At 68.1% G+C, this 25,356-nt stretch carries 27 protein-coding genes; 13 read left to right on the forward strand and 14 right to left on the reverse strand.

Annotation, left to right across the window (positions count from 1 at the left end):
* Positions 1 to 88 precede the first annotated feature (88 nt).
* The gene (locus RIN18_RS07510) at positions 89 to 655 is read right to left on the reverse strand and encodes a TetR family transcriptional regulator (protein ID WP_309103338.1); all 567 of its coding nucleotides are present in this window, start codon (positions 653 to 655) and stop codon (positions 89 to 91) included.
* Between the two features lie 78 nt (positions 656 to 733).
* Here RIN18_RS07510 and RIN18_RS07515 point away from each other — a divergent pair, with 78 nt between their 5' ends.
* The 6 genes from RIN18_RS07515 to RIN18_RS07540 all read left to right on the forward strand — a co-directional run bounded on the left by RIN18_RS07515 (position 734) and on the right by RIN18_RS07540 (position 6,332).
* Positions 734 to 1,309 (forward strand): dihydrofolate reductase family protein, encoded by a 576-nt coding sequence (locus RIN18_RS07515; protein WP_309103339.1) that lies wholly within the window; start codon positions 734 to 736, stop codon positions 1,307 to 1,309.
* Between the two features lie 26 nt (positions 1,310 to 1,335).
* Positions 1,336 to 2,124: an ABC transporter ATP-binding protein gene (locus tag RIN18_RS07520; protein WP_309103340.1), complete on the forward strand. Its 789-nt coding sequence runs from the start codon at positions 1,336 to 1,338 to the stop codon at positions 2,122 to 2,124.
* Positions 2,112 to 3,989: a hypothetical protein gene (locus tag RIN18_RS07525; RefSeq protein WP_309103341.1), complete on the forward strand. Its 1,878-nt coding sequence runs from the start codon at positions 2,112 to 2,114 to the stop codon at positions 3,987 to 3,989. The genes RIN18_RS07520 and RIN18_RS07525 overlap by 13 nt, the downstream gene beginning before the upstream one ends.
* Before the next feature lie 74 nt (positions 3,990 to 4,063).
* The gene (locus tag RIN18_RS07530) at positions 4,064 to 4,864 is read left to right on the forward strand and encodes a GNAT family N-acetyltransferase (protein WP_309103461.1); all 801 of its coding nucleotides are present in this window, start codon (positions 4,064 to 4,066) and stop codon (positions 4,862 to 4,864) included.
* Between the two features lie 114 nt (positions 4,865 to 4,978).
* Positions 4,979 to 5,350, forward strand: a complete 372-nt coding sequence (locus RIN18_RS07535; RefSeq protein WP_309103342.1) for a helix-turn-helix domain-containing protein — start codon at positions 4,979 to 4,981, stop codon at positions 5,348 to 5,350.
* Between the two features lies 1 nt (position 5,351).
* Entirely contained in the window at positions 5,352 to 6,332 is a 981-nt protein-coding gene (locus tag RIN18_RS07540; RefSeq protein ID WP_309103343.1) for an SRPBCC family protein, read from the forward strand.
* 224 nt (positions 6,333 to 6,556) lie between these two features.
* Here RIN18_RS07540 and RIN18_RS07545 read toward each other — a convergent pair whose 3' ends face one another.
* Both RIN18_RS07545 and RIN18_RS07550 read right to left on the reverse strand, forming a co-directional pair.
* Positions 6,557 to 6,946, reverse strand: coding sequence for a DoxX family membrane protein (locus RIN18_RS07545; protein WP_309103344.1), 390 nt, complete (start codon positions 6,944 to 6,946; stop codon positions 6,557 to 6,559).
* Between the two features lie 50 nt (positions 6,947 to 6,996).
* Positions 6,997 to 7,554 carry a TetR family transcriptional regulator gene (locus tag RIN18_RS07550; protein ID WP_309103345.1) on the reverse strand — a complete coding sequence of 186 codons (558 nt, stop codon included), beginning with the start codon at positions 7,552 to 7,554 and terminating at the stop codon, positions 6,997 to 6,999.
* A 37-nt stretch (positions 7,555 to 7,591) separates the two neighbouring features.
* Here RIN18_RS07550 and RIN18_RS07555 point away from each other — a divergent pair, with 37 nt between their 5' ends.
* Entirely contained in the window at positions 7,592 to 8,875 is a 1,284-nt protein-coding gene (locus RIN18_RS07555) for an FAD-dependent oxidoreductase (RefSeq protein WP_309103346.1), read from the forward strand.
* Here RIN18_RS07555 and RIN18_RS07560 read toward each other — a convergent pair.
* Entirely contained in the window at positions 8,833 to 9,606 is a 774-nt protein-coding gene (locus tag RIN18_RS07560; protein WP_309103347.1) for a ribonuclease H, read from the reverse strand. The genes RIN18_RS07555 and RIN18_RS07560 overlap by 43 nt on opposite strands.
* A gap of 129 nt (positions 9,607 to 9,735) precedes the next feature.
* Here RIN18_RS07560 and RIN18_RS07565 point away from each other — a divergent pair, with 129 nt between their 5' ends.
* Positions 9,736 to 10,383, forward strand: a complete 648-nt coding sequence (locus tag RIN18_RS07565; RefSeq protein ID WP_309103348.1) for a GrpB family protein — start codon at positions 9,736 to 9,738, stop codon at positions 10,381 to 10,383.
* Here the strand turns inward: RIN18_RS07565 and RIN18_RS07570 are convergent.
* From RIN18_RS07570 to RIN18_RS07580, 3 genes are all read right to left on the reverse strand, one after another.
* The gene (locus RIN18_RS07570) at positions 10,380 to 10,643 is read right to left on the reverse strand and encodes a hypothetical protein (protein WP_309103349.1); all 264 of its coding nucleotides are present in this window, start codon (positions 10,641 to 10,643) and stop codon (positions 10,380 to 10,382) included. The genes RIN18_RS07565 and RIN18_RS07570 overlap by 4 nt on opposite strands.
* A gap of 92 nt (positions 10,644 to 10,735) precedes the next feature.
* Entirely contained in the window at positions 10,736 to 11,890 is a 1,155-nt protein-coding gene (locus tag RIN18_RS07575; RefSeq protein WP_309103350.1) for a thiolase family protein, read from the reverse strand.
* Positions 11,891 to 11,911: 21 nt separating this feature from the next.
* The gene (locus tag RIN18_RS07580) at positions 11,912 to 13,069 is read right to left on the reverse strand and encodes an acyl-CoA dehydrogenase family protein (RefSeq protein ID WP_309103351.1); all 1,158 of its coding nucleotides are present in this window, start codon (positions 13,067 to 13,069) and stop codon (positions 11,912 to 11,914) included.
* 127 nt (positions 13,070 to 13,196) lie between these two features.
* On the opposite strand from RIN18_RS07580, the gene RIN18_RS07585 reads away from it, so the two are divergent.
* The 5 genes from RIN18_RS07585 to RIN18_RS07605 all read left to right on the forward strand — a co-directional run bounded on the left by RIN18_RS07585 (position 13,197) and on the right by RIN18_RS07605 (position 18,368).
* The gene (locus tag RIN18_RS07585) at positions 13,197 to 13,778 is read left to right on the forward strand and encodes a TetR/AcrR family transcriptional regulator (protein ID WP_309103352.1); all 582 of its coding nucleotides are present in this window, start codon (positions 13,197 to 13,199) and stop codon (positions 13,776 to 13,778) included.
* Between the two features lie 165 nt (positions 13,779 to 13,943).
* Positions 13,944 to 16,736: a hypothetical protein gene (locus RIN18_RS07590; protein WP_309103353.1), complete on the forward strand. Its 2,793-nt coding sequence runs from the start codon at positions 13,944 to 13,946 to the stop codon at positions 16,734 to 16,736.
* 167 nt (positions 16,737 to 16,903) lie between these two features.
* A complete protein-coding gene (locus RIN18_RS07595; RefSeq protein WP_309103354.1) occupies positions 16,904 to 17,248 on the forward strand; it encodes a metalloregulator ArsR/SmtB family transcription factor in 345 nt (114 codons plus the stop codon).
* The gene (locus RIN18_RS07600; RefSeq protein WP_309103355.1) at positions 17,248 to 17,748 is read left to right on the forward strand and encodes an SRPBCC family protein; all 501 of its coding nucleotides are present in this window, start codon (positions 17,248 to 17,250) and stop codon (positions 17,746 to 17,748) included. The genes RIN18_RS07595 and RIN18_RS07600 overlap by 1 nt, the downstream gene beginning before the upstream one ends.
* Complete coding sequence (locus RIN18_RS07605) at positions 17,748 to 18,368, forward strand: dihydrofolate reductase family protein (RefSeq protein WP_309103356.1); 621 nt, start codon at positions 17,748 to 17,750, stop codon at positions 18,366 to 18,368. The genes RIN18_RS07600 and RIN18_RS07605 overlap by 1 nt, the downstream gene beginning before the upstream one ends.
* A 13-nt stretch (positions 18,369 to 18,381) precedes the next feature.
* On the opposite strand, the gene RIN18_RS07610 is transcribed toward RIN18_RS07605, so the two are convergent.
* The 7 genes from RIN18_RS07610 to RIN18_RS07640 form a co-directional block, all read right to left on the reverse strand.
* The gene (locus RIN18_RS07610; RefSeq protein ID WP_309103357.1) at positions 18,382 to 19,173 is read right to left on the reverse strand and encodes a CoA ester lyase; all 792 of its coding nucleotides are present in this window, start codon (positions 19,171 to 19,173) and stop codon (positions 18,382 to 18,384) included.
* Entirely contained in the window at positions 19,173 to 19,658 is a 486-nt protein-coding gene (locus tag RIN18_RS07615; RefSeq protein WP_309103358.1) for a MaoC family dehydratase, read from the reverse strand. The genes RIN18_RS07610 and RIN18_RS07615 overlap by 1 nt, the downstream gene beginning before the upstream one ends.
* A complete protein-coding gene (locus RIN18_RS07620; RefSeq protein WP_309103359.1) occupies positions 19,655 to 21,757 on the reverse strand; it encodes an acetyl-CoA carboxylase biotin carboxylase subunit in 2,103 nt (700 codons plus the stop codon). Before RIN18_RS07620 ends, RIN18_RS07615 begins: the two co-directional genes overlap by 4 nt.
* Before the next feature lie 5 nt (positions 21,758 to 21,762).
* Entirely contained in the window at positions 21,763 to 23,340 is a 1,578-nt protein-coding gene (locus tag RIN18_RS07625) for a carboxyl transferase domain-containing protein (RefSeq protein WP_309103360.1), read from the reverse strand.
* A gap of 289 nt (positions 23,341 to 23,629) precedes the next feature.
* Positions 23,630 to 23,956, reverse strand: coding sequence for a hypothetical protein (locus tag RIN18_RS07630; RefSeq protein ID WP_309103361.1), 327 nt, complete (start codon positions 23,954 to 23,956; stop codon positions 23,630 to 23,632).
* 10 nt (positions 23,957 to 23,966) lie between these two features.
* Positions 23,967 to 24,287, reverse strand: coding sequence for a protealysin inhibitor emfourin (locus RIN18_RS07635; protein WP_309103362.1), 321 nt, complete (start codon positions 24,285 to 24,287; stop codon positions 23,967 to 23,969).
* Entirely contained in the window at positions 24,262 to 25,332 is a 1,071-nt protein-coding gene (locus RIN18_RS07640; protein ID WP_309103363.1) for a M4 family metallopeptidase, read from the reverse strand. Before RIN18_RS07640 ends, RIN18_RS07635 begins: the two co-directional genes overlap by 26 nt.
* Positions 25,333 to 25,356 lie beyond the last annotated feature (24 nt).

The following is a 25,356-nucleotide window of genomic DNA, read 5'->3' on the forward strand; positions in this document are numbered from 1 at the left end:
CCGGTGACGTGCATGGGGCCGGTGGATGCGATCGTCATGAGCTCCTCCTGGATCGCAGATTGCGCGGGGTCGAGGGTCGGCCGCGGGGTCACGCAAGCAGTCGGGTGACGAGGTCCTCGACGATGTCGTCGGTGGGGGTCTCCGGGTCGATCGGCACAGTGAGGCGGTCCAGCATGAGCCCGTCGATGGCGTAGTGGAACAGCGCGATCTCTCTGCGCGTGCCGGGTAGTCCGGCCTGGGAGGTGAAGTCCACGTCGCCTTCGAACGCCTGGCGGCGCCAAGCTCCCAGCGACTCGGCGACGGACGGGCGCCGTGCCGCCTCCAGCCGCAGCTCGAACAGGGCGAGCGACACGTCCGGATCTGTGCTGAGCCGGACGATCACGTCACGGATGTACGTGGCGAACAGCGCTCGGGTGGGCTTCTGCGTCGCGCGGGACGCCAGCAGCTCCGGGTCGGGGGTGAGGCGTTCCCCGATGCGGCTCACCAGCTCGGCGATCAGCGCGTCGCGTGTCGGAAAGTAGTTCGACGCTGTGCCGCGTGGAGTGCCGGCTTCGGCGTCGACGGCGCGGTGGGTGAGGCCGCGCGCACCGGACTGAGCGAGTACGCGGATGCCCGCGTCCGCGAGGACGGCTCGACGGTCGTCGTTTCTGGCCATGATCCGAGACTAGCGCAAACCACAACAGATGTCGTAGTATCTGTTGGACCACTACTCATGTCGTGATTGGAGCGCGAATTGCGCGAACTTGTTTACTACGTAGCCGTCTCCCTGGACGGCCACATCGCCGCCCCCGACGGCGGTTTCGATGCCTTCCTCGTGGAGGGGGACCATTCCTCCGTCATGTTCGGGGAGCTGGGGGACGCGATCCCCAGCCACGTTCTGGCAGCGCTCGGCCTCGAGGCGCCCGGGACACGGTTCGACACCGTCGTGATGGGCTGGAACACCCTGCTGCCCGGCATGGAGATCGGGATCGACAGCCCGTACCCGCACCTGCGTCAGTACGTCGCAAGCCGCAGCGACAAGCAGGTCGCGGAGGGCATCACGCTGATGCGCGACCCCGTCGCCACAGTGCGCGAACTCAAGCAAGATGACGGCCTGGACATCTGGCTCTGCGGCGGCGGTGAGCTCGCGGGAGCCCTCATCGAGCAGATCGACCGCCTCGTGCTCAAGCGCAACCCGTTCGCTTTCGGATCCGGCATCCCGCTGTTCGGTCATGCACCGTACGCACCGCGACGGTTCGACCTTGTCTCGGCGCGACCCTTCGAGTCGGGGGTCGTCGTGGAAGAGTACGTCGCCCGCCGCGACGTCTGAACACCTCGACGCAAGGCCGAACACCGATGACACGCACACCACCCGCTCCCACCGTCGCCAGCCCGGCGCTGTCCGTCAGCGGGCTGCGCCGTGCCTTCCGAGACAGGGTCGCCGTCGACGGCGTCGACCTCGTCGTCGAGCCGGAGTCGTTCACCGGGCTTCTGGGCCCGAACGGGGCGGGGAAGTCCACGCTGATCGGTTGCGCCGTCGGCCTGGACCGACCTGACGCCGGGTCGTCGAAGGTGCTCGGCCTTGACGTCTGGACCCAGCCGCTGGATGCGCGGCGACTGCTGGGCGTCCTGCCCGACAACCTCGCCCTGCCCGAACACCTGTCCGGGAGCGAATTGCTGGGCTACTGGGGACGCTTGCACGGCATGACGCCCGACACCGTCGACGCGCGAGCGAACGACCTGTTGCAGCTGCTGGAGTTGGATGGCTCCGTTTCTCGCACCTTGGTGCGGGACTACTCCACCGGCATGCGCAAGAAGATCGGCATCGCGGTCGCCCTCATCCACGCCCCACGCGTTCTCGTCCTGGATGAGCCCTTCGAAGCGGTCGATCCGCTGTCAGCGATTGCCATCCGCGGGATCCTCGAGCAGTTCGTCGCAGCCGGCGGGTCGGTGGTGATGTCCAGTCACTCCATGCTCCTGGTGGAGCACCTCTGCGATGCCGTGGCGATCATGGTCGCCGGTCGCATCGTGCGCACCGCGTCGATGGCCGATGTCGTCAGCGAGGGAACTCTCGAAGAGGCGTTCATCAGCGCGGCGGGCCGAACGCAGGACGACGGGAACCGGGAGCTCTCATGGCTGACGTGATCGTGCAACTGAACCGCACCCTCGTGCACAATCGCGTCGCCAGCGGCAAGACCCTGCAGCGGGCGCTGGGAGCGACCCTCGGCTTTTCACTCGCGGGCATCACGCTCTTGCTTCCGCTGTTGGAAATCCCTGCCGCGGCCCGACGCGATCTCGTCTGCCTGGCACTGGGGCTCTGGCTGGTCGGGTGGCTGGTAGCGCCGAGTTTCACCGGCGGACCCGAGCTGACAGGGCAGTTCTTCCGTCTCCACCCCGTCAGGCCCAGCATCCTGACGCGAGGGTTGCTCGTCGCTGCCGGCACCGGGTTGCCTGCCATGGTCGGGCTGGCCGCTTTCGCCACGATCGTCGTCGCTGCCATCCCCCAGGGGCTGGCCGCGATCGTGGTCTCAGTGCCGGCAAGCCTGCTGAGCGTGCTGGTCCTGATCGTCGCTGCCCGTCTCACAGCGATCTGGTTCGCCGCTGTGTCGAAGTCGCGCGTGGGGGCGGTGATCAGCTCCATCGTCACCGCCGCCATCATCGTGCTCGCTCAGCACAGCTGGATCCTCCTGATCGCCATCATGATCCACGTCGAGTCCGGTCTTCCCGCAGCTCTCGCCACCGTGCTCGCCGCCCTGCCGAGCAGCTGGGGACTGCTCGCTGTCGACGCTTCGGGCGATGGCGACTGGGGCCTCGCCCTCACGGGGATCGGCGCCCTGGCCGCCCTCGCTGCGCTGCTCTACCTCTGCTGGACACGCGTGGTGACCATCGCTCCTCTTCGCGCCTCGGTCGTCAGGGCCCCGAAGCATGAAAGCACGCCACCGGTCAGCGGGCTCCGGAAGGAGCTTCTCGGCTGGAGACGCGACTCCCTCCGCTTGCAGGACGTCGTACTCCCGGTGGCGTATGCGATCGGGACGACCACCCTGCCGCTGGTCATCGGTTTCGGAGGGCTGCTTCCGTTCACGGGCGTGGCGCTGGTGCTGCTCGGCGCGGCGACCACCTGCAACCTCTACGGCGCGAGCGGCACCTCCCTCTGGATGCTGCTCCTGAGCCCGGGCGCACTGCGTGAGGATGTACGTGCCCGGCAGGTGGCATGGCTGATCGTCTTCGGCGGCCTGGGGGCCGTCTTCACGGCGATCGGGTGCCTTCTCTCTCCCGATCCTGCGTTGCTCCCTTGGGCGCTGTGCTCGTTCCTCGCACTGATCGGCGCCGGCTCGGGCCTGGCCGTACTCCTCTCGGTGCACGCCCTGGTGCCGGTCGCCGACCCTCACACCACCAGGCACGCCCCGGCGGGTCACAGCGACCTCACCGGGCCAGCATTCGTGGCGATCGCCGCGGCTCTCACGCTGACCGCCCCTACCGCAGGACTGCTCACGGCTGCAACCCTCACGAACGCCGAATCGTTGTGGTGGGGCTCGATCGCGATAGCCGGCGCGACCGCCGTGCTCACCCCTTGGGTGCTCGGATCGGCGGCAATTCGCCGACTCACGCTGAGGGGCCCCGAACTGATGCACAAGATGCGGTCCGGCTCCTCCGGCAGCGCAGCGGACCCGGGCACCCATGCTCGCCAGATCGGCAGCGACGACGTCCCCGCAGCCAAGGACCGCTCTCCACGCGTGTCCGGATTCGAGAGCATGGGCCCCATCGAGAGCGTCGGGTTCTGGACCCTGTTCATCGCCGCCATCCTCGCGGCGGTGCCCCAGGGGCTTGTCGCGGTCATCCATCTGCTGGCTGACAGCGGCGTCACCGGCTGGTTCATCGCCCTCTCCCTGCCTGAGGACGCCCAGCTGCCCGCCGCGGTATCGTTCCTACTTCTCGGACTGGTATTCGCCGCCGGTGCTACCCGGATCTTCACGCGCGCTCGTACTCGCACAAAGGAGCAGAAACAGTGACATCATCTCGCCCCGAAGGTCAGGTGCACAGCGCATCGGCGGCCGCAGCGTCCGCTTTCTCGAGCGTGAGCCGGATGGATCCCGCTGCGCTGTTGAGCGCTTACGATGACCAGCTTCGAACCGGCGCTGAGGCACCCGGCGTCGCCTCTACTTCGCTGGGACCGGTGCGGCTGGTCGAGTTCACCGCCGGTCGCGGCTTCGTCACCTACCGGAACCTCGGCGACGCTGACCCGACGCGGATCCGCCAGCTGGTCGCGGCAGCGCGAGAGTTCTTCCGGGCCGATCCGACCATCGAGGAAGTCGAGTGGAAGACCCGCGGTCACGATCACGCCCCCGGGCTGCACGAGGCACTCCTCGCGCACGGATTCCTACCAGAGGAACCCGAGTCGATCATGCTCGGGGTAGCTGAGCTTCTCGCCGCCGATGTTCAGTTACCCGAGGGCGTCACGTTGCGCAGGGTCGAACACGAGAAGGACGTCAGGGCCATGAGCGCCATGGCCGATGAGGTCTTCGGTGGCCCCGTCTCCGAGGCACGAGCAAACGCCCTGTTGCAGCGCCTGGAAGCGGGTGACGGTATGGAGATCTGGGTCGCCGAAGCCGGAGGGGAGATCGTCAGCTCGGGACGACTCCACCCCGTTCCTGGCAGTGATTTCGCCGGCATCTGGGGCGGATCCACGCGCCCCGAATGGCGCGGCCAGGGAATCTATCGCGCCCTGACCGCTGCTCGGGCCCGCTCGGCACTGCGCCTGGGCAAAACCCTCATCCACAGCGACTCGACCGAATACTCACGACCGATCCTGGAACGGTCTGGCCTGGTCAAGGTCTCCACCACAACGCCATACGTGTGGCGTCGCGCTGGAGGTCCGGACTCCTAGCCACTTAAGCTCCTTCGTGCCGGCGTGGCGCCGCCTCTGTGTTCCTGGACCAGGCGGTGCCGACACACAGGAATGCCTTGACAGGGCACCCACTTCGTCGTAACGTACAACCAAATGGTTGTACAAAGAGAACTCAGCGAAGCGGAGATCGACCGTGTGTTCCACGCATTGGCGGCCTCGACCCGACGTGACATTCTGCGTCGGACGATCGAGCGAGAGCAGTCGGTGTCGGCGCTCGCGGCCGACTACGACATGTCATTCGCCGCAGTGCAGAAGCACGTTTCGGTGCTCGAAGCCGCGGATCTCATCATCAAGCGCGCCGAAGGACGCGAGCGGTTGGTCCGCGCGAATCCCGAGATGATCGCCCGCGCCAAAGCGCTCCTCGCGCGCTACGAAGAGCTCTGGCGATCCCGCATCGCCCGGCTCGACGACCTGCTGGCCGAACCGCCGGCATCCCAATCCGAACGAACCGAACAAGGAGACTGAAATGCCTGTCACCGATGTCACCACCGATACCGAGAACCTGACCATGACCGTCGTCGCCGACTTCGACGCCCCCGTTGAGCGGGTATGGAGCGCCTACAGCGATCCGCGCCAGCTTGAGCGCTTCTGGGGTCCTCCCGGATGGCCCGCGAGCTTCACTGCGTGGGACCACTCGGTCGGCGGCCGCGCCCAGTACACGATGAATGGTCCGCGCGGAGAGCGTTCCTCGGGCTCGTGGGAGTTCCTCGCGATCGAGGCGCCCCACCGGTTCGAGGTGCTCGACACGTTCGTCGACGAAGACGGCAAGCCGCTCGAGGACTTCCCTGCGCAGCGGATGTCGTTCACCTTCGAGCCGACCGAATCCGGCACGCGCATGGTGACGACAAGCCATTTCGCCTCGGTCGACGCCATCGAACAGGTCGTGTCGATGGGCCAAGTCGAGGGCGTCAAGCTGGCGATGTCGCAGCTCGACGTCGTGCTGCAGGACCTTCGCGAATATGCACAGGGTAAGGGCACGCGCGTCGAGAAGCTCGACGACACGCACGTGCGCATCACCCGTCTGGTCGAGGGTCCGCGCGATCTGGTGTGGCGTGCGCACCACGACCCGGAGCTGATGCGCCGGTGGATGCTGGGACCCGACGGCTGGGAGATGACGGAGTGCATCACCGCCACGGAGCCGGGGCAGACCTACCGCTACAGCTGGGCACCAGTGGGCGACACCGTGGGGGAGGCCTTCGGATTCGAGGGCGAGGCGCTGCTCGTCGATGCGCCTCGACGTGCGGTGACGACCGAGAAGATGCAGGGCATGGAGGGGCCATCGGTTCTCAACGACCTCAACCTCTATGAGGAGGACGGCGCGACGCTCATCACGTCGCTCATCGAGTACCCCGACAGGGAGACCCGCGACATGATCCTCGCCACCGGCATGGCCGACGGGATGGAGGCGTCGTACGCCCGCCTCGAGCAGGAGTTGCTCACGGTCTGACCGTTCACAACTCCTCAGAAATCGGCCGGCTCCCCTCGGGGCCGGCCGGTTTCTGCTTGTCGGCCGGGGATATTGAGGAGTTGTGAACCGCGAGCGGCAGCGGTCAGGAGTTGTGAACCGCGAGCGGCGGGGATCAGGCCTTGTGAACCGCGAGCGGCGGGGATCAGGCCTTGTGAACCGCGAGCGGCAGCGGATCAGGAGTTGTGAACCCGAGCGGCGGCGGATCAGCGCCGTGCGCCGCGGGTCGACCACAGCGCCAGCGCGACGAGCACCGGCTGGAACAAAAGGCGGACGAAGCGCTTCATGTCGGTGTCGAGCCCGAATCCGTCGCGGTGGTGCATCCACTGCGCGATGTTGCCGGGGAACACGGCGACGAAGAACAAGGCGGCGATCGTGCCCGCGAGGCGCCGGTGGCCATGAGCGAAGAGCAGGGAGGATCCGATACCGATCTCGGCGACGCCGGAGGCCAGCACCGTCACGTCGGCGTCGATCGGGATCGACTGCGGTACCTGCGCCTGGAACTCACGGCGAGAGAAGGTGAGGTGCGAGATGCCAGCGAACACGAGAGAAGCGCCAAGGAACACTCGGCCGAACGTGCGCGCGGATGACGACATGGTGCGAGTGTACGCGCGGGCCGGCCCCAGGTACACGGGTGCCGGTACCGTCAGCGCAGCATTCCGAGAAGGTGTCGGCCGACCTCGTTCGGCGAGAGCGCCCTCATCGCCGGCAGCTCCAGAATGTAGCGCGCGAAGATCACGCCGATGATGGCGGTCGCCATGACGCGTGCGCGCTCGCGGCCGAACTCCGTGACCAATGCATCGAAGACGGTGTGCTGCAGATATCCGAGCAGCGCGCGGGAGCGCTCGCCGCCCGACGCCAGGGAGCGCGCGAAGGCGACGAGACGCGGACCGTGCTCGGGGTGCTCCCAGATCGACACCAGGCCCTGAACGAGTCGCGGCACGTCGAGACGCCCGTCGGCGCTTCTCGCGGCGTCGACGACATGGTGCGGGGCCACTCGCAACGACAACGCCGCCGCGATCAAGGCATCCTTCGAGCCGAAATGGTAATTGACCAGTGTGTGGCTCACGCCCGCCTCAGCCGCGAGGCGACGAGACGACACAGCCGCGAGGTCGCCCTCGTCCCAGTGAGCCTGCGCCACCTTCAGCAGGCGTTGCCGCGCATCGAATCCCCGCTCGGGCCGCCCTGCCGATCTATTGACCATGCTCGCATCATGGCATGCGGCGCGCGATGGTTGCCGCATGAGCATTCACCTGGAGACGGATTGCGTGATCGCCGGCGGAGGCCCCGCAGGGCTCATGCTCGGACTGCTGCTCGCCCGCGCCGGCGTCGATGTCGTCGTCGTGGAGAAGCACGCCGACTTCCTCCGCGACTTCCGCGGCGACACCATCCACCCATCGACGCAGAACATCCTCGACGAACTCGGCCTTCTCGACGACTTTCACGCGCGACCGCACGCCGATACGGATCGTGTGACGCTCAGCTGGCGCGGCACCGAGATCACCCTCGCCGACTTCACCCGCCTGCCCGGACGCACGAGAGTGCTCTCCTTCATGCCGCAGTGGGACTTCCTCGACCTGCTCGCCGACGCCGCCGACCGGCATCCGAACTTCCTGCTGATCCGGTCGACGAAGATCGAGCGGGTCATCCGGTCGGGCGACCGCATCGTCGGAGTCGCGGGCACCGGCACCGACGGCGACGTCGAGATCCGTGCGCGCCTCGTCGTCGGCGCAGACGGGCGCGACTCGACCCTCCGCGAGGCCGCCGGGGTGGATCCGATCGTGATCGCGACATCGATGGACGTGCTGTGGTTCCGGCTGCCGAAGACGCCGGGCGACCGGCATCCGTTCGTGCAGGCCGGAGACGGCCTGCTCATCACGATCGATCGCGGCGATTTCTTCCAGGTCGCTCACGTGATCGGGGCGGGCACCTGGGCGGGTGACGATCGGCTCAGCCGGATGAAGGAACGCGTGGCGCGCATCTCGCCACCGGTGTCGGATGCCGTCGACGCGCTCGTGCTCGAGGACGTGCACCTGCTGCGCGTACGTCTCGAACGGCTGCGCCGGTGGTACACCGACGGGCTGCTGTTCATCGGCGATGCCGCCCACGCGATGTCGCCGGCCGGAGGCGTCGGTATCAACCTGGCGATCCAGGACGCCGTCGCCGCAGCCCGGCTGCTCGCTCCGATTCTCGTCCGCGGCGAGACGCCCCGGCCGTCGGACCTCCGACGGGTGCAGCGCAGGCGGAGCTGGCCGACGCGGGTGACGCAGTTCGTGCAGCGGCGTATCCAGGGCCCGCTGCTGTCGACCGGCTCCCGCAGGATGCCGGTGCCGCTGCGGTTGCTCGGGAGATTCGGTGTGCTGAGTCGAGCGACCGGCAGGCTCGTCGGTCTGGGCGTTCGTCCGGAGCGGGTCGGGGTCGAGTCGCTCCGGCGGGGACAAAGCGTTGCCCGGAGGACCGGCACCCGGTCGACCGGCCTCGGTCAGATGAGCCGGCGCAGCGCCTCTTCGAGCGAGATGCCCTGAGCGGCGGCTCTGTCCTGCAGACGGGCGTGCTCTTCTGCGGAGAGAACGAGGTGCAGCTCGACCGGATCGGCCGCGGGCGCATCGAGTCCCTCGAGCAGGTCGGATGCCTCGGCCCACAGAGTCTGCGCCGGCGCGGCCTGACGAGTGGTTGCCGCGGGGCGCTGATCGGAGATGCCGGAAGGGGTCGAGCCGCCGGCATCCGGTCGTGCTGTCTCTGCCCCGGCTGAGACCGCAGCCGCCGCGGCGACGGCGGCGCCCGCACCCTCGGCCTTGACGAATCCGGGACCTCTGCGCGGCTCTTGCTTCTGCTGATACGCCTTGGCCGCAGCGTTCGCGCGTTCGTCGGCCGCCTCGTTCAGGGGGTGGCCGGCGTGACCCTTCACCCACGAGAACTCGACATCACGCCCGCGGATCGCCTCATCGATGCCTTCGAGCAGTTCGCGGTTGAGGACCGGCGCGCCATCGGCCTTGCGCCAGCCGCGACGCTTCCAGCCCGGCATCCACTTCGTCACCGAGTCGATCACGTAACGGCTGTCGCACTCGATGATCAGCTTCTCGTCGATTCCCGCCGTCGCCCGCAGCAGCTCGAGCACCGCCTGCAACTCGCCCTGATTGTTGGTGCCGTGCGGTGACCCGCCGGCCGCCCAGGTGTCGTCGTCGATGTACCAGGCCCAGCCGTTCGGTCCGGGGTTGCCCAGGGCCGAGCCGTCTGCGGCGGCGATGATGGTCATCCCTCCACCGTATCGGTGGCCGCGAACCGGGCCGGCCCGATCCGTGTTCGGTCAGGCCCACGCGAACCCGCGACGCCGCGCTGCTACGTTCGAGATCGCGCGGAGAGCTTCCCCATGAGAGAAGGAAAGATGACGAACGATGCTGACTTCACGACCCCCGGCACGGCCTCGTGGCCGGAATCGGTGACCCGTCGGCTGCAGAGCACGCCCGAGCAGATGGCAGAAGCCGTGGTCGGCCGCATCCCTGCTTCTCGCGCAGAGGTCGACGTGGTGGAGTGGAGCGCAGACTGGGCCGCTCGGTTCGCGGACCTGAGCGCTGCGATCAGCAACGCGTTGGGACCGGTCGCGCTCAGCATCGAACACGTCGGGTCGACGTCCGTGGAGCAGTTGGCTGCGAAACCCATCATCGACATCGACGTCACCGTTGCGGATGCCGATGCGGAGGATGACTACCTTCCCGCTCTCGAATCCCTGGGGATGTGGATTCTGATCCGCGAGCCGTGGTGGCACGGTCACCGCCTGTTCGTGAACGAGGCGGGGGACTGCAACGTGCACGTCTGGCCTGCAGGCGCCGGCGAACCCATCCGGCATCTGCTGTTCCGCGACTGGCTCCGAACGCACCCCGAAGACCGCGAACGGTACGCCACGATGAAGCGCGAGCTCGGCGATATGCACCGATCTGATCCGGATCGATACAACCTCGCGAAGAACACCGTCATCGACGAGATCTACGCCCGGATCTTCGCGGCAGGCCCGCAACCGGGCGCGCCACTCTAGACCTCCGAGTGGTCCGGGCCATCCGACGGCGCCGGCTCCTCCGGATTCTCCGGCTCGGCGTTCTCGAAGACGACGGCTTCCGGCGTCGGCGGCGCGACGGGGAACACGATCGAGGTGTACGAGGCGCCGAGGCCCACGGTCAGCGGGTCGACGGCCGTCACGGCCAGGTCGTCGACGGCGTCCTCGGTTCCGCGCGGCTCGGCGGGTAGACCCGCCCAGACGTTCTCATGTTCTTCCGGCCGGTGCTGGAACAGTCCCATGCGTCCATTGTGCGGCCGCCACGGACGATGCCGGCGGGTTCACACCGGATTGCTCGAGAGCGGCGAGAGCGGCGTGAGCGGCCAGCGCAGGCTCAGAGCAGTTCGTAGATCGTCGCGTTCGCCATGCCGCCGCCCTCGCACATCGTCTGCAGGCCGTAGCGGATGCCGTTCGCGCGCATGTGGTGCAGGAGGGTCGTCGTCAGTCGTGCGCCGGACGCACCGAGCGGGTGCCCGAGAGCGATCGCGCCGCCGCGCGGATTCACGATCGCCGGGTCGGTGCCGGTCTCGTGAAGCCACGCACCGAGCACGGACGCGAACGCCTCGTTGACCTCGAACGCCCCGATGTCGGACATGCTGAGCCCTGCCCGCTCCAGCACCTTCGCCGTCGCAGGGATGGGCCCTGTCAGCATGAGGATCGGGTCGGATCCCACCACGGCCACACTGTGCACGCGGGCGATCGGACGCAATCCGAGCGACGCGGCCTTCGCGCTCGTCATCATGAGCACCGCCGCCGCACCGTCGGAGATCTGCGAGGCGTTGCCGGCCGAGATCACGCCGTCCTCCCGGAACGGCGTCGGCAGCGTGGCGAGCTTCTCGACCGTGCTGCCGGCCCGGATGCCCTGATCCGTCGTCACCTCGCCGACCTCGGTCGGTACCGGAACGATCTCTTCGTCGAACAGGCCCTGCTCCACGGCATCCGCCGCCCTGGCATGCGACTCGACGGCGAGGCGATCGAGCTCGGTGCGGCCGAGACCCCACTTGGCGGCGATGAGTTCGGCACCGACTCCCTGGTTGCCGAGGTCGGGATACCGCTCGTGCATGAGCGGGCCGAACGGGTCGCGACCGCCGGTGCTCGAGAACATCGGCGTGCGCGACATCACCTCGACGCCGCCCGCGATCACGACGTCGGCGTATCCGGCGATGAGGGATGCCGCGGCATCCTGGATCGCCTGCTGGGAGGAGCCGCACTGCCGGTCGACGGTTCGCCCCGGCACCGATTCGGGAAGGCCCGCAGCGAGCGCGGCGTTGCGCCCGACGTTGAACGACTGCTCCCCGACCTGCGAGACGCAGCCCCAGATGACGTCTTCGATCAGCGCCGGATCGACACCGGTCTCGGCGAGCACGGCGCGGATCGGGTGGGTCGACAGATCGACCGAGTGGATGCCGGAGAGGCTGCCCTTCTCGGGCTTGCCGACCCCGACCGGCGTGCGCTTGGCGGCGACGATGACGGCGTCATTGCTGCTCATGGGGCGAGCCTACCCGCCGCTTCAGAGCCCGAGGCCGCGGGCGATGAGCATCAGCTGCACCTCGCTCGTGCCCTCGCCGATCTCGAGGATCTTCGAGTCGCGATAGTGGCGGGCAACGACGTATTCGTTCATGAAGCCGTTGCCGCCGAAGATCTGCGTGGCATCGCGGGAGTTGTCCATCGCGGCCTCGCTCGCGATGAGCTTCGCGATGGCCGCCTCGTGCTTGAAAGGCTTCCCCGCCAACAGCAGGGCCGCCGCCTGATAGTAGGCGCGACGCGCCACATGAGTCCGAGCCTCCATCCGCGCGATCTTGAAGGCGATCGCCTGGTGGCTGCCGATGTTGGTGCCGAAGGCGCGGCGCTCCTTCGCGTAGCGCACGCTCTCATCGACGCAGCCCTGCGCCGCACCGACGGCGAGGGCGGCGATCGCGATGCGGCCCTCATCGAGGATCCGCAGGAAGTTCGCATAGCCGCGGCCGCGCTCGCCGAGGAGGTTCTCACGGGGGATCCGCAGGTCGTCGAACGACAGACCGTGCGTGTCGGAGGCGTTCCAGCCCACCTTGTCGTACGGCGGAGCGACCGTGAGGCCCGGGGTGCCGGCGGGCACCAGGAAGGTGGAGATCTCCTTGCCCTTCGCGTTCTCGCCGGTGACTGCAGTGATCGTGATGAGCGAGGTGATGTCGGTTCCCGAGTTGGTGATGAACTGCTTGCTGCCGTTTATCACCCACGCGTCTGCGTCTTCGCGCGCCGTGGTGCGCGTGCCGCTGGCGTCACTGCCGGCGTCCGGTTCGGTGAGGCCGAACGCGCCGAGCTTCTCGCCCGAGGCGAGTTGCGGCAGCCACTGCTGCTTCTGCTCCTCGGTGCCGAAGCGGTATACCGGCATCGCCCCCAGCGAGACTCCCGCCTCGAGGGTGATCGCGACGCTCTGGTCGACCTTGGCGATCTCTTCCAGAGCGAGGCAGAGCGCGAAGTAGTCGCCGCCCATCCCGCCGTATTCCTCGGGGAAGGGCAGGCCGAAGAGGCCCATGTCGGCCATGCCGGCGACGACCTCATAGGGGAAGGAGTGCGCTCGATCGTGCTCGGCCGACACCGGCGCGACGACCTGGTTCGCGAAGTCACGCACCGACGCCGACAGCTCGCGGTACTCGTCGGGCAGCTCGGACTGCAGCGACTCTGACATGGGGACCCACTTTCCTCGGGGGTGCGCGTGGCGACATTGCCCCGCCACTTGGTGAATGGGCGATAACTGAAATACAGGTTATCGACCGTTCACCGGAATGTCCAGACAGCGATAGCATCGGGACGTGATGGCAACGGCGCGAGCGACAGGAAAAGCGCGGACGCGTCGGCGATTCCTCGACGCGGCGGCGCGGCTGTTCGCCGAGCGCGGGTTCCACGCCGTCTCGATCGGCGAGCTCGGAGCAGCCATCGGTGTCAGCGGCCCGGCGCTCTACCGTCACTTCCCGAGCAAAGAGGCGATGCTCGAGGAGATCCTCCTCGGCACGAGTGAGTACCTCCTGCAGGGTGCGCAGGACATCGTCGAGACGCCGCACGAGTCCGACGATGCGCTTCTGGCGGACTTCATCGACTTCCACCTCGAGTTCGCTCTCGCCCACCGCGACGTCATCCGCGTGCAGGATCGCGAGCTGGGTACCCTCCCGAATGACGCGAACCGCCGAGTGCGGATGCTGCAGCGGCAGTACCTCAACCTCTGGGTCGACGTCGTCAGCCGCATCCGCCCTGACGTGCCGGTCGCGCATCTGCAGATCGTCATGCATGCCGTCTTCGGTCTGCTGAACTCGACCTCGCACAACGCCGACATCGCCGAATCCGGCGACGTGCGTGAGATCCTCACCACCGCGTCGCTGCGGGTGCTGCTGCCGTCCTGATCTTCGTCGCGCCGCGAAAGGGGCACGGCCGGGTGTATGTCGTTCGCGCTGGTGTGGTTGGATGAAGAATCTTCGTGTCGCGAGGATGGACGTCCCCCGGGGAGGTCGCAGATCGGTCGGCGCTGCGCGACATCGCTCAGGGCCCCCTTCGCAAGGTAGGTCTTGATGCCCGCGTTCCCGTCCGGCCGCGCAGCCGACATCACATCGAATTCATGGCCGCAGCGCGCCTTCGCTCTCGTCGTGGCCGTACTGCTCGGACTCGTCGCACTGGTGGTGCCGTTCGCGGCGCCGGCTGCGCACGCCGAGTCGTCTCCCGACAACACGTTCATCCGGAATAATGGCACGTTTCACGCGTACGTCGAGGCGGGCGAGACGGTCGATGTGAGCTTCATCCAGTCGCACTTGACGCAGTTCGGCGGTGAGGCCACCGTGACCGTCAGCCGGCCGGGGGCTACCCCGGACACGTGCGTCATCCCGGCCACGGCGACGGAGGGCTTCGAGTGTGGCTTCGACGGGTTGACCGCTGCGTCGGATGGGATCTGGGCGATCAGCTACATCGCGGCTGACGCCGCCGTGGGCGGACGGGTCGTCAGCTGGGACATCACCGTCCGCGACGCTGGTGTCGAGGTGCCGGGACGCGTCTGGACGAACGGGTACACGATGTTCCAGGCCGGGGAAGAAACCGCCGACTTCACGTTCCACTACCAGGCGGTCACCGGTGACCAGTACCGCGCGACGTACTTCGGCTTCAACGGCGTGGACTCGATCTTCCGGGCGAATGCGATCGGCGTCCGTGATGCGCCGAACTGCGCACCGATCTACGAGAGCGTGCAGGCGAACTTGGGCCCGTTCGCGACCCCGTACACGATCGCAGGCACCGACTGCGGCCCGCAGTACAAGCTCTTCTTCGACGAGCCTGCCGCCGACCTGCCCGCCAGCGCCACGCGATTCGACGGTACGACGGACTGGATCCTCCCGCCCGTGGTCGAGCCGGACATCACGAACCTGACCTTCACGCCGACGTCGGGCACGGAGCAGGCGGGCGTGGTGACGTTCGACGTCGTCAACTTCGTCGGCACGCTGAACATCGCCATCGATGCGAACGGCAACGGCAGCTACGACGACCCCGAGGATCGAACGATCCCGTACGCGGCTGTGACACCGGACGGTTCCTACACGTTCGACGGCCTCGACGGCCTGGGCAATCCGATCCCTGCAAGCCAGCCGATCACCGTTCGCGCCGACATCGACCGCGCGGGCGAGATCCACTTCACGAACAGCGACGTCGAGGTGCGCACGGGTGGCATCGAGGTCGTCTCGACGCGAGGTCCCGACGCGGGCAACTCGACCCTGTACTGGGACGACACGGTGATCAACACGCAGCAGGCTGCGCGTTGCTCGGGACCGCTGGACGCCGCGAGCGCACTCGAGGGTGTCGACTCCTCCGGTGGGGTGCATGGCTGGGATGGCTGCGGGACGATGCTGCTGTCCAACCGGAACGACGGCCTGAACGGCTCCTACGGCGACACGCGAATCGTGCAGGAGTGGACGTACCGCACGGTCGCCGAGGTCGAGACGGTCGCCGTCGCCGCGCGTGCACCCGAGATCGTCGTGACGAAGTCCGCAAACCCGGCGCCCGGGTCGACCGTACTCGCGGGGGAGACGGTGGAGTACACCGTGACGTTCCAGAACACCGGTGACGCCGATGGCGTGGTCGACTACGACGACGTGATCGACGGCGTGCTCGACGACGCGACGGTCACGGCAGCTCCGGTTGCCTCGGATGCGGCGCTGACCGTCTCGGGCATCGTTGATGGCCGGTTCTCGGTCGATGGCACCTTGGCCGCGGCCCAGGTCGTCACGGTCACCTATTCGGTGATGGTGAATGCGGATGGTGAGCGTGGTGACAACGCGCTGAGTAACTTCGTGGTCCCTGGTGGCGAGCTGCCGCCGGAGGAGTGCGTTGAGGGCTCGACCCTCTGCACCGAGCACTACGTGCCCGAGATCGTCGTCGACAAGTCGGCCGACCCCGAGTCCGGCTCGACCGTCGTCGCGGGCGAAGTAGTGACCTACACCATCACGTTCGAGAACATCGGCGCAGCGAGCGGACTCGTCGACTGGGACGACGTGATCACGGGTATCCTTGACGACGCCACGATCACGGCCGCTCCGACCGCCTCGAATGCGGCGCTGACAGTCTCGGGCATCGCCGATGGCCGGTTCTCGGTCGATGGCACCTTGGCCCCGGACCAGGTTGTCACGGTGAGCTACTCGGTGATGGTGAACGCCAACGGTGAGCGTGGTGACAACGTGCTGAGCAACTTCGTCGTACCTGGTGGCGAGCTGCCGCCGGAGGAGTGCCTCGAGGACTCGGTGCTCTGCACCGAGCACCCGGTATCCGAGATCGTCGTCGACAAATCGGCCGACCCCGAGTCCGGCTCGACCGTCCTCCCGGGCGACGTCGTGACGTACACGATCACGTTCGAGAACGTCGGCGCCGTGAGCGCCGACGTGGACCGCGACGACGTCATCTCGGGCGTGCTCGACGACGCGACGATCACGGCCGCTCCGGTCGCCTCGGACGCGGCGCTGACAGTCTCGGGCATCGTCGATGGCCGTTTCTCGGTCGACGGCACCTTGGCCGCCGGCCAGGTCGTCACGGTGAGCTACTCGGTGATGGTGAACGCCGACGGTGAGCGTGGTGACAACGCGCTGGGCAACTTCGTGGTCCCTGGCGGTGAACTGCCGCCAGAGCAATGCGTTGACGGCTCGGCGCTCTGCACGGTGCACAACGTGCCGCCAGCGCCTGCACCCCCTGCACCGTCCGACGGAGGGCTGGCTGTCACCGGCGGCCAGGTCGCCGGCGGCCTGGTTCTCCTCGGCGTGCTGCTTGCAACCCTCGGCGCTGGCGCGTTCGTCACGTCGCGACGCCGTGCCGAGGTGCACGCCGCGGAGTAGCGTACAGCTCGCATCCTGACGGGCGACACTCTCCAGGATGCGTACCGCCCTCTGGGTAATAGCGAAGTGGCGGCACCATACCGGTGCCGCCACTTCGTGTTTCGTCCAGCGGAGTTCGCCGAGGACGCCGCTAGTAACATCTACCCATATGGGTATATGTTAACGACATGGCACGAGCAGCAACGACCTCCGATGTCTTCAATGCGATCGCGGAGCCGCGGCGTCGGGAGATCCTGACGCTGCTGCGCGCCGGCGAGCGTCCGGTGGCAGAGGTCGCCGAAGAATTGGCGATGCCCCAACCCGGGGTGTCCAAGCACCTTCGGGTGCTGCGAGAGGTCGGGCTGGTGCGAGACCGCAAGGCGGGCAAGCAACGGGTCTACGGTCTCGACGCTCGGGGGCTGCGGGCCGTCCACGAATGGACCGGCGGCTTCGAGCAGTTCTGGAGCGAGAGCTTCGACCGGCTGGATGCGTACGTGCAGGAACTCAAGCAGGAACGGCAAGGAGAAAGCTGATGATGACGACCGGACCACAGGCGCAGTCCGACACCGCAGAACGGGAGATCGTGATCTCGCGCGTGATCGATGCCCCGCGCGAGCTCGTGTTCGAGGCCTTCACCGAGGTGCGGCATCTGTCCGCGTGGTGGGGGCCCGAAGGATTCACGACAACGACGCGTTCGTTCGAGTTCCGTCTCGGCGGCGAGTGGGTCTTCGTCATGCACGGCCCCGACGGCACCGACTACAGCGAATGGATCACCTGGACCGAGATCGTCGTCCCCGAGCGCATTGCGATGCTTCACGGTGAGCACCGCGATGACCCGAACGCCTTCGAGTCGGTCCTCACCTTCGCGCCCGAGGGCGACAGCACTCGCATCGAGATGCGGACGCTCTTTCCCACCACGGAGCTGCGTGACGAAGCCGTGTCGACGTACGGAGCGATCGAGGGCGGCCGGCAGACCCTGGGCAACCTCGCCGCCTACGTGGAGCGGGCGCTTCGGGATGGGCAGCAGAACTGATGGCCGGGACCGTCTTCTTCAGCGTGTCGATGTCGCTCGACGGGTACATCGCACCGGAGTCCTCCGAGGAACTCATGGGTCAGCAGTGGATGGAACTGCAACAATGGGTGTTCCGGCAGCGGCACTTCCGCGAGAACCTCAAGATCGGCACCGGTGGCGAAGAGGGGCGAGACAACGACATCGTGCGAGAGACGTTCGAGCGCACCGGTGCGAGCGTGATGGGCAAGCGCATGTTCGACGCGGGCGAGCGGATGTGGCCCGAGGAGGCACCGTTCCACACGCCCGTGTTCGTCGTGACCCACGAGAGGCGCGAGCCATGGGAGCGGCCGGGCGGCACCACCTTCCACTTCGTGAATGACGGCATCGGGTCGGCACTCGATCGAGCTCGCGAGGCGGCCGGCGACAAGGACGTTCGCATCTCCGGCGGCGCCGATGTCATCCTGCAGTACCTCAACGCCGGACTGATCGACGAGTTCCACATCGCGCTCTCACCCGTGCTGTTCGGCGCGGGCGTGCGCCTGTTCGACGATGTGGACGCGGAACGGATAACCCTTCAGCTCGTCGGCTCAGAGCCCTCGCCGAAGACGACGCACCTGCGCTACACCGTGCACATGCGTTGAACGCGGCGGCCCGTCACCGGCCGAGGATGGCGCGGGCCTGGCGCAGCACGGGCTCGTCGACCATCTTTCCCTCGAAGCGGAAGACGCCCGGCTGCCGATCGGCCTCGGTGAGGACGCGCTCGGCCCAGGCGATCTCACCGGGCGTCGCCGCGTAGCCCTCACGGATGACGGCTGCTTGGGAGGGGTGGATGCAGGCCGTGGCATCGAAGCCGCTCGCGGCGGCATCCGCCACCTCTTCCCGCAGTCCGTCGACGTCGGCGATGTCGACGTGAACCGCATCGATCGCGAGTTTGCCCGCGGCCTTCGCCGCAACGAGCACGCGCGAGCGAGCGTATCGGGCGACGTCGCGGTAGCGGCCGTCGTCGTACCTGCTCGAGCGTCCGCCCATGCTCGCGATCAGATCCTCCGCGCCCCACATCAGCCCGATCACGGCGGGGTGGGCGGCGATCTCGCCGGCACGTTCGACTCCGAGTGCGGTCTCGCAGAGCGCCAGCACGCGGCATCCGCGCTCGTACAACGTGTCGACGTCGGCGGCGGACTCGGTCTTCGCGAGCATCACGGTGCGGTACTCGGTGTGGGCGAGGGCCTCGACATCGAGCGCGTGCTCGGTACCGGATGCCGGATTCGCCCGAACGATCACGCGAGAAGGATCGAGAGCGGATGCCGCCAGCTGCTGTCGCGCTGCCGGTTTGTCGTGCGGCGCGACGGCGTCTTCGAGATCGATGATCACGGTATCGGCCGCCGCCAGCGCCTTCTCGTAGCGGTCGCCGCGGTCGGCCGGGCAGAACAGCAGCGCGGGCCCCATCACCGCGCCTCGCCCTCGGGAAGGCACTGCATGAGCGTCGACCTGGTGGCTGTGGCGACGACCGTCCCATCCTGATTGCGCATCGTGTGCTGGAACGTAACGATGCCCTGGGTCGGCCGCGACGACGAGCGACGCTTCGACGCGATCACGGTCTCGGCGTAGAGCGTGTCACCGACGCGCACCGGCGCCGGGAACGCGACCTCGTCGAATCCGAGGTTGGCGACGATCGTGCCCATCGTCAGCTGAGAGACCGACAGCCCGACAAGGGTCGACAGCGTGAACATGCTGTTCACGAGACGTTCTCCGAATTCGGTGCCCTCGCTCCAGGCCGCGTCGAGGTGCAGCGCCTGGGTGTTCATGGTGAGGGTCGTGAACAGCACGTTGTCGGCTTCGGTCACCGTGCGCCCCGGCCGGTGCAGGTAGGTCGCGCCCTCCTCGAACTCCTCGAAGTAGAGCCCTCGCTGCTCGATGCGGCGGTCGCTCATGGTGTCGTCCCCCTGGTCTCCTCGTTCGTCGCAGCATCCGCCGTTCCTGCGGCATCCGCCACTTCTGCAGCATCCGCCGTCGGAGTGATCACCGCCAGCGTCTGCCCTCGCGACACGGTATCGCCTCGCCCTGCGCGCAGCGCGACGGTGCCTGCGACAGCCGCGCGCAGCACGTGCTCCATCTTCATCGCCTCCACGACGATCACCGCATCTCCCACCTCGACGTGCGCACCGTCGTCGACGGGAACGAGCACGACGGTTCCGGGCATCGGGGACTCCAGCTGCGGCTCGGTGGCCGCGTCGTCGCCGGCGCCGTGGGCGCGTCGCTCGACGACCACCTCGAACACCGCGCCGCCGTGAGCGATCGCCACCCGGTCGCGGCCGGGCAGGGCCGTGACGGAGCGCGTGTCGACACCGACCTGGATCGCGTAGCGGTCGCCGTCGAGCGGGCGGACGGATGCCGCGACGCGATCGGCGTCCGGGACGGCAGCGGCACCCGAGGCGTTCGGCGTGGTGACCTGCACGGAGAGCTCGGATCCGGACCCGGCGACGAGCACGACGCGCCTCTGCGACCCGACATGCAGCACGTAGCGCCGGGGAGCCGCGGCACCGAGGCGCCAGCCGTTCCCTCGATGCCACGGACCCGCGCCGGTGCCCTCACGGGCGGACGAGTCCAGCAGCAGCGCCGCCTCGGCGAAGACGCGGTCATCGACCTCGGCGAAGGCCATGTCGTCGAGTCGGCGTGCGATCAGCCCGGTGTCGAGGTCGCCCGCGGCGACCTCGGGGAGTTCGAGCAGCAGCCGCATGAACTCGACGTTCACGGGAAAGCCGAAGACGGCCGTCTCGTCGAGCGCTCGCACCAGGCGTCGCCTGGCCTGCTCGCGATCCTCACCCCACGCGACGACCTTGGCGAGCATCGGGTCGTAGTCGATCGACACGTCGAGTCCCGAATCGATCGCCGTGTCGACGCGGATGCCGGGTCCTGACGGGTGCGACACCAGGTCGACGTGGCCGCCGGTCGGCAGGAATCCCGCCGCGGGATCCTCGGCGTAGACCCGCGCCTCGATGCTGTGTCCTCGCAGCACCACATCGGACTGCGTCAGCGAGAGGCGCTCGCCGGCGGCGATGCGAAGCTGCTGCTCGACGAGGTCGATGCCGGTGATCTGCTCGGTGACGGGGTGCTCGACCTGCAGCCGGGTGTTCATCTCCATGAAGAAGAACTCATCCGGCCGCGTCGCCTCGACGATGAACTCGACCGTGCCTGCCCCTTCGTAGTCGACACTCCGGGCGGTCTGGCAGGCCGCCTCGCCGATCGCGGCCCTGGTGGCCTCGTCGAGCAGCGGAGACGGCGCCTCTTCGATGACCTTCTGATGGCGGCGCTGCAGCGAGCACTCGCGTTCGCCGAGGTGGATGACGTTGCCGTGCCGGTCGGCCAGCACCTGCACCTCGATGTGCCGGGGAGTGGTCAGGTAGCGCTCCAGGAACAGCGCGTCGTCGCCGAAACTTGCCAGCGCCTCGCGGCGGGCGGCCGCGATCGCGCTCTCAAGCTCATCGGCGCGCTCCACGACGTGCATGCCCTTGCCGCCACCGCCCGCCGACGGCTTGATGAGCAGCGGGTATCCGACGCTCTCGGCCGCATCGATGAGGTCCGCGTCGCTCAGTCCGACCCTGGCGATGCCGGGCACCGTGGGCACCGAGCGCTGCTCGACCGTCTGCTTGGCGGTGATCTTGTCGCCCATCGTCCTGATCGCGTCAGCGCTCGGGCCGATGAAGACGATGCCGGCGGCGGCGCACGCCTGGGCGAACTCCGCGTTCTCGGCGAGGAATCCGTACCCGGGATGGATCGCCTGGGCGCCGGTCGCCTGTGCAGCGCCGATGACCGCCTCGATGCTCAGGTAGCTCTGGGCCGCGGGGGCGGGGCCGATGCGGATCGCGACATCGGCCAGCGCGACATGGCGGGCACCGGCATCCGCATCGCTGTACACGGCGACGGAGCGGATGCCCAGGCGGCGCAGCGTCGCGATGATGCGGCAGGCGATCTCGCCACGGTTGGCGATGAGGACGGTGTCGAAGAGCGCGACCGGCTCGGTGGTGTGCATCTCGCTCACATCCTGAAAACGCCGTAGCGCGGCTCATCGAAGGGCACCCGCATGATCACGTCGAGCGCGAGTCCGAGGACGTCTCTGGTCTGGCCGGGTTCGATGATCCCGTCGTCCCAGAGCCGCGCCGTCGAGTAATACGGGCTTCCCTGTTCCTCGTACGCGGCGCGGATCGGAGCCTGGAACTCGGCCTCCTCATCGGCCGACCAAGTGCCGCCGGCCGCCTCGATCTGGTCGCGTCGCACGGTGGAGAGTACGGATGCCGCCTGCGGCCCGCCCATCACCGAGACACGCGCGCCCGGCCACAGCCACAGGAAGCGCGGCGAGTACGCCCGGCCGCACATCGAGTAGGTGCCGGCGCCGAACGAGCCGCCGACCACCACCGTCAGCTTCGGAACCGTCGCGCACGCGACGGCGTTGACCATCTTCGCTCCGTGCTTGGCGATCCCACCTGCCTCGTACTCCCGCCCGACCATGAAGCCGGTGATGTTCTGCAGGAAGATCAGGGGGATCCGACGCTGGTCGCACAGTTCGATGAAGTGAGCGCCCTTCATCGCGGATTCGCCGAACAGCACGCCGTTGTTGGCCACGATGCCGACGCGGTGACCGTGGATCCGCGCGAACGCGGTGACGAGCGTCGTGCCGTACTCGCGCTTGAATTCTGTGAAGGCGCCGCCGTCGACGAGTGCGCGGACGATCTCGCGAGCGTCGTACGGGACGGTGAGCTCGACGGGCACCACGTCGAGCAGATCGACGGATGCCGGCTCTTCGACCGCATCTTCCGGGTCGACGACGTAGGGCGGCGACGGCGGCAGGGTCTCTACGATGTCGCGGACGATCTGGAGGGCGTGAGCGTCGTCGTCGGCGAGGTGATCGGCGACACCGGAGACCCGGGTGTGCACCTCGCCGCCGCCGAGGTCTTCAGCGGTGACGACTTCGCCGGTGGCCGCCTTCACCAGCGGCGGCCCGCCGAGGAAGATCGTTCCCTGCCCGCGCACGATGACGGTCTCGTCGCTCATCGCCGGCACATAGGCACCTCCGGCGGTGCTCGAGCCGAGCACGGCCGCGATCTGCGGGATGCCGTCGCGAGACATGCGCGCCTGGTTGTAGAAGATGCGCCCGAAGTGGTCGCGGTCGGGGAACACCTCGTCCTGCATCGGCAGGAAAGCACCGCCGGAGTCGACGAGATACACGCACGGCAGCCGGTTCTCGGCCGCGATCTCCTGTGCGCGCAGGTGCTTCTTGACCGTGATCGGATAGTACGTGCCGCCCTTGACCGTCGCATCGTTCGCGACGACCATGACGTGCCGGCCGTGGATGAGGCCGATGCCGGCGACGACGCCACCGGCGGGGCAGTCGTCGTCATACAGCTCGTAGCCCGCGAGAGGGCCGACCTCGAGGAAGGGGCTCCCGACATCGAGCAACTGGTCCACCCGGTCGCGTGCGAGCAGCTTGCCGCGTGCGACGTGCTTCTCGCGGGACTTCGCCGGTCCCCCCAGTCGCGCCTGGGCCGTGCGCTCGCGCAGTTCGGCGACGAGGTCGCGATACGTCGGTGTCGCCGTGGGTGCGGGCGAGTTCGGCACGGTGACCCTCCATCGTCGGATGCGATTTAGATTACTGATCATTAACCGAGATGTCCACCGCCGGGGGCGGTGTGGGGCGCACAGTCGGCCGGCGGACCAGTCGGCAAGGGCGTCGGAGTGGCGTCGCTTCCGGTACGGATGCACGACGAATACACGGATGCAGGGGGAATCGCCGTGGTTCGGTCGTGCATCCGTTCCTTGTCCCTGCAAGTGTGCGGGCACGTCGATACCCGCGTCGGACCCGCGGTGTCCGGTCCTGGCATCACGGTGGGGTCGGGCCGAGCCGGACTCAGGTGCGCCGGAAGGTGAAGTAGCCGTTGACGGTGCCGTGGTTCACCACGCCGGTGCCCGTGCTCAGCATCCGTGCCGAGGTGGTCGCGCCGGCCTCGACGAAGGTGTATCCGGTCTGCTCGAGTCGCCAGCCGACGGCCTCCACTTGGCCGAGGAAATAGCCGATGCTCTCATTGCTCGCCAGGGCGTTCTCGGCGGATCCCCACGCGGATCGCTCGCCCGTGAGCCGGCTGACCTCCACCTGGAGGTGCAGGATGACATCACCGCGCGTGCGGGCATCGTTCGCGTGCTGCAGCAGCCGGGCGGCTTCATCGGCGGTGAGCATGGGCTTCCTTTCAAGCGTTGTCTGACATCTTCTTCGCGCGGCGCACCGCGTCGACGAGTTCTCGCCAGGGCCCCGAGAGCTGGGAATCCGGCAGGTCGCGCTCGTGCTTCTGCGATGGCGTGCGGGCGCGGATGGTCCACATGAAACGGTCGGCGCCGGAGTCGTCCCCGCTCTCGTCGTCCCAGGGGCAGCGTTCGATGAGCGCGATCCACTCCGAGGTGTCGTCGGGGTCGGGTTCCACCTGCCAACGACGACGGATGCCGGCGATGCCGCCCGTGCGCACCACCGCGATGACGACCCGGGGGTCAGTCGATCGGGGGGACTCGCTCATCCTCATAGACTCCCACGGCTGCCCACGCGCGTCGAGCGGCATCCGCAGTGGCCTGGTCGATCTCGGCGGCAGCGGCGGTGGTCGCGTCGGCGAACTCGGTGAACGTCGCCGTGCTCGACAGCCCGCCGGTGAGCGCCCGGTACCAGACCGTGCCCGCCCGCTCCCAGGCGTTGCCGCCGAGGTCTGTCGCGAACAGGGCGAAGGCGCGGTTCGGGATGCCGGAATTGATGTGCACCCCGCCGTTGTCTTCCGTGGTCTTGACGAAGTCGCGCATGTGCGCCGGCTGCGGGTCCTTGCCCAGTTCGTCGTCGTCGTAGGCCGTGCCCGGCTCGATCATCGAGCGCAGCGCCCTGCCCTGCACGGCCTCCGTGAAGATCTCGGCACCGATCAGCCAGCTCGCGGCATCCGCCGTCTGGCCCCTGAGGTGCTGTTCGGTGAGGGCGCCGATGACGTCGGCGATCGATTCGTTGAGAGCGCCGGGCTGGCCGTGATACTCGAGGTTCGCCGTGTGCTGGATGACACCGTGCGCGAGTTCGTGGCCGATGACGGTGACCGAGCCGGTGAAGCCTTCGAACACCTCACCGTCGCCGTCGCCGAACACCATGCGCTGGCCGTCCCAGAAGGCGTTGTCGTAATCGACGCCGTAGTGGACGGTGGCGTCGAGCGGGGCACCCGCATCGTCGAGAGAGTTGCGGCCGAACGCCCCGAGCAGCAGCTCGAACGTGGCTCCGAGGCCATCGAAGGCCTCGTTGACGGCGGCGTCGTCGGATGGCGGATCGTCTTCGCCGCGCACGACAATCCCAGGCAGCTCCTGCGTGTTGCCGGCGTCGCTGACGGTGCGGTTCGGGGCGTCGGACAGCGATGCGACCAGCGCGCCGGACTCGTCGATCGAGAGGTCGATCCGGGCCCGGAACGGAGGCCGGCCGGCGGTCAGCGTCTGGCGCGCGGCCGCAGCGGCCCGAGGAAAGCGGCCGGACTCGGCCAGCCGCGCGAGCAGGTAGGAGGGGATGACCCCGTGACGTTCTCCGAATGCTGTGCTGCTCATGCTGCGACCATACGCCGGGGAGCC

Source organism: Microbacterium sp. (genome assembly GCF_031179285.1).
Lineage (GTDB): Bacteria > Actinomycetota > Actinomycetes > Actinomycetales > Microbacteriaceae > Microbacterium.

Coding starts and splice junctions, on each gene's coding strand:
- RIN18_RS07640 (WP_309103363.1), bottom strand. CDS start 25,332: ATGAGCAGCACAGCATTCGGAGAACGTCACGGGGTCATCCCCTCCTAC.
- RIN18_RS07585 (WP_309103352.1), top strand. CDS start 13,197: ATGGCAACGGCGCGAGCGACAGGAAAAGCGCGGACGCGTCGGCGATTC.
- RIN18_RS07570 (WP_309103349.1), bottom strand. CDS start 10,643: ATGGGACTGTTCCAGCACCGGCCGGAAGAACATGAGAACGTCTGGGCG.
- RIN18_RS07600 (WP_309103355.1), top strand. CDS start 17,248: ATGATGACGACCGGACCACAGGCGCAGTCCGACACCGCAGAACGGGAG.
- RIN18_RS07615 (WP_309103358.1), bottom strand. CDS start 19,658: ATGAGCGACCGCCGCATCGAGCAGCGAGGGCTCTACTTCGAGGAGTTC.
- RIN18_RS07540 (WP_309103343.1), top strand. CDS start 5,352: ATGCCTGTCACCGATGTCACCACCGATACCGAGAACCTGACCATGACC.
- RIN18_RS07535 (WP_309103342.1), top strand. CDS start 4,979: ATGGTTGTACAAAGAGAACTCAGCGAAGCGGAGATCGACCGTGTGTTC.
- RIN18_RS07630 (WP_309103361.1), bottom strand. CDS start 23,956: ATGCTCACCGCCGATGAAGCCGCCCGGCTGCTGCAGCACGCGAACGAT.
- RIN18_RS07555 (WP_309103346.1), top strand. CDS start 7,592: ATGAGCATTCACCTGGAGACGGATTGCGTGATCGCCGGCGGAGGCCCC.
- RIN18_RS07590 (WP_309103353.1), top strand. CDS start 13,944: ATGCCCGCGTTCCCGTCCGGCCGCGCAGCCGACATCACATCGAATTCA.
- RIN18_RS07510 (WP_309103338.1), bottom strand. CDS start 655: ATGGCCAGAAACGACGACCGTCGAGCCGTCCTCGCGGACGCGGGCATC.
- RIN18_RS07575 (WP_309103350.1), bottom strand. CDS start 11,890: ATGAGCAGCAATGACGCCGTCATCGTCGCCGCCAAGCGCACGCCGGTC.
- RIN18_RS07635 (WP_309103362.1), bottom strand. CDS start 24,287: ATGAGCGAGTCCCCCCGATCGACTGACCCCCGGGTCGTCATCGCGGTG.
- RIN18_RS07530 (WP_309103461.1), top strand. CDS start 4,064: ATGGATCCCGCTGCGCTGTTGAGCGCTTACGATGACCAGCTTCGAACC.
- RIN18_RS07525 (WP_309103341.1), top strand. CDS start 2,112: ATGGCTGACGTGATCGTGCAACTGAACCGCACCCTCGTGCACAATCGC.
- RIN18_RS07610 (WP_309103357.1), bottom strand. CDS start 19,173: ATGGGGCCCGCGCTGCTGTTCTGCCCGGCCGACCGCGGCGACCGCTAC.
- RIN18_RS07565 (WP_309103348.1), top strand. CDS start 9,736: ATGACGAACGATGCTGACTTCACGACCCCCGGCACGGCCTCGTGGCCG.
- RIN18_RS07550 (WP_309103345.1), bottom strand. CDS start 7,554: ATGGTCAATAGATCGGCAGGGCGGCCCGAGCGGGGATTCGATGCGCGG.
- RIN18_RS07560 (WP_309103347.1), bottom strand. CDS start 9,606: ATGACCATCATCGCCGCCGCAGACGGCTCGGCCCTGGGCAACCCCGGA.
- RIN18_RS07605 (WP_309103356.1), top strand. CDS start 17,748: ATGGCCGGGACCGTCTTCTTCAGCGTGTCGATGTCGCTCGACGGGTAC.
- RIN18_RS07580 (WP_309103351.1), bottom strand. CDS start 13,069: ATGTCAGAGTCGCTGCAGTCCGAGCTGCCCGACGAGTACCGCGAGCTG.
- RIN18_RS07545 (WP_309103344.1), bottom strand. CDS start 6,946: ATGTCGTCATCCGCGCGCACGTTCGGCCGAGTGTTCCTTGGCGCTTCT.
- RIN18_RS07620 (WP_309103359.1), bottom strand. CDS start 21,757: ATGCACACCACCGAGCCGGTCGCGCTCTTCGACACCGTCCTCATCGCC.
- RIN18_RS07595 (WP_309103354.1), top strand. CDS start 16,904: ATGGCACGAGCAGCAACGACCTCCGATGTCTTCAATGCGATCGCGGAG.
- RIN18_RS07520 (WP_309103340.1), top strand. CDS start 1,336: ATGACACGCACACCACCCGCTCCCACCGTCGCCAGCCCGGCGCTGTCC.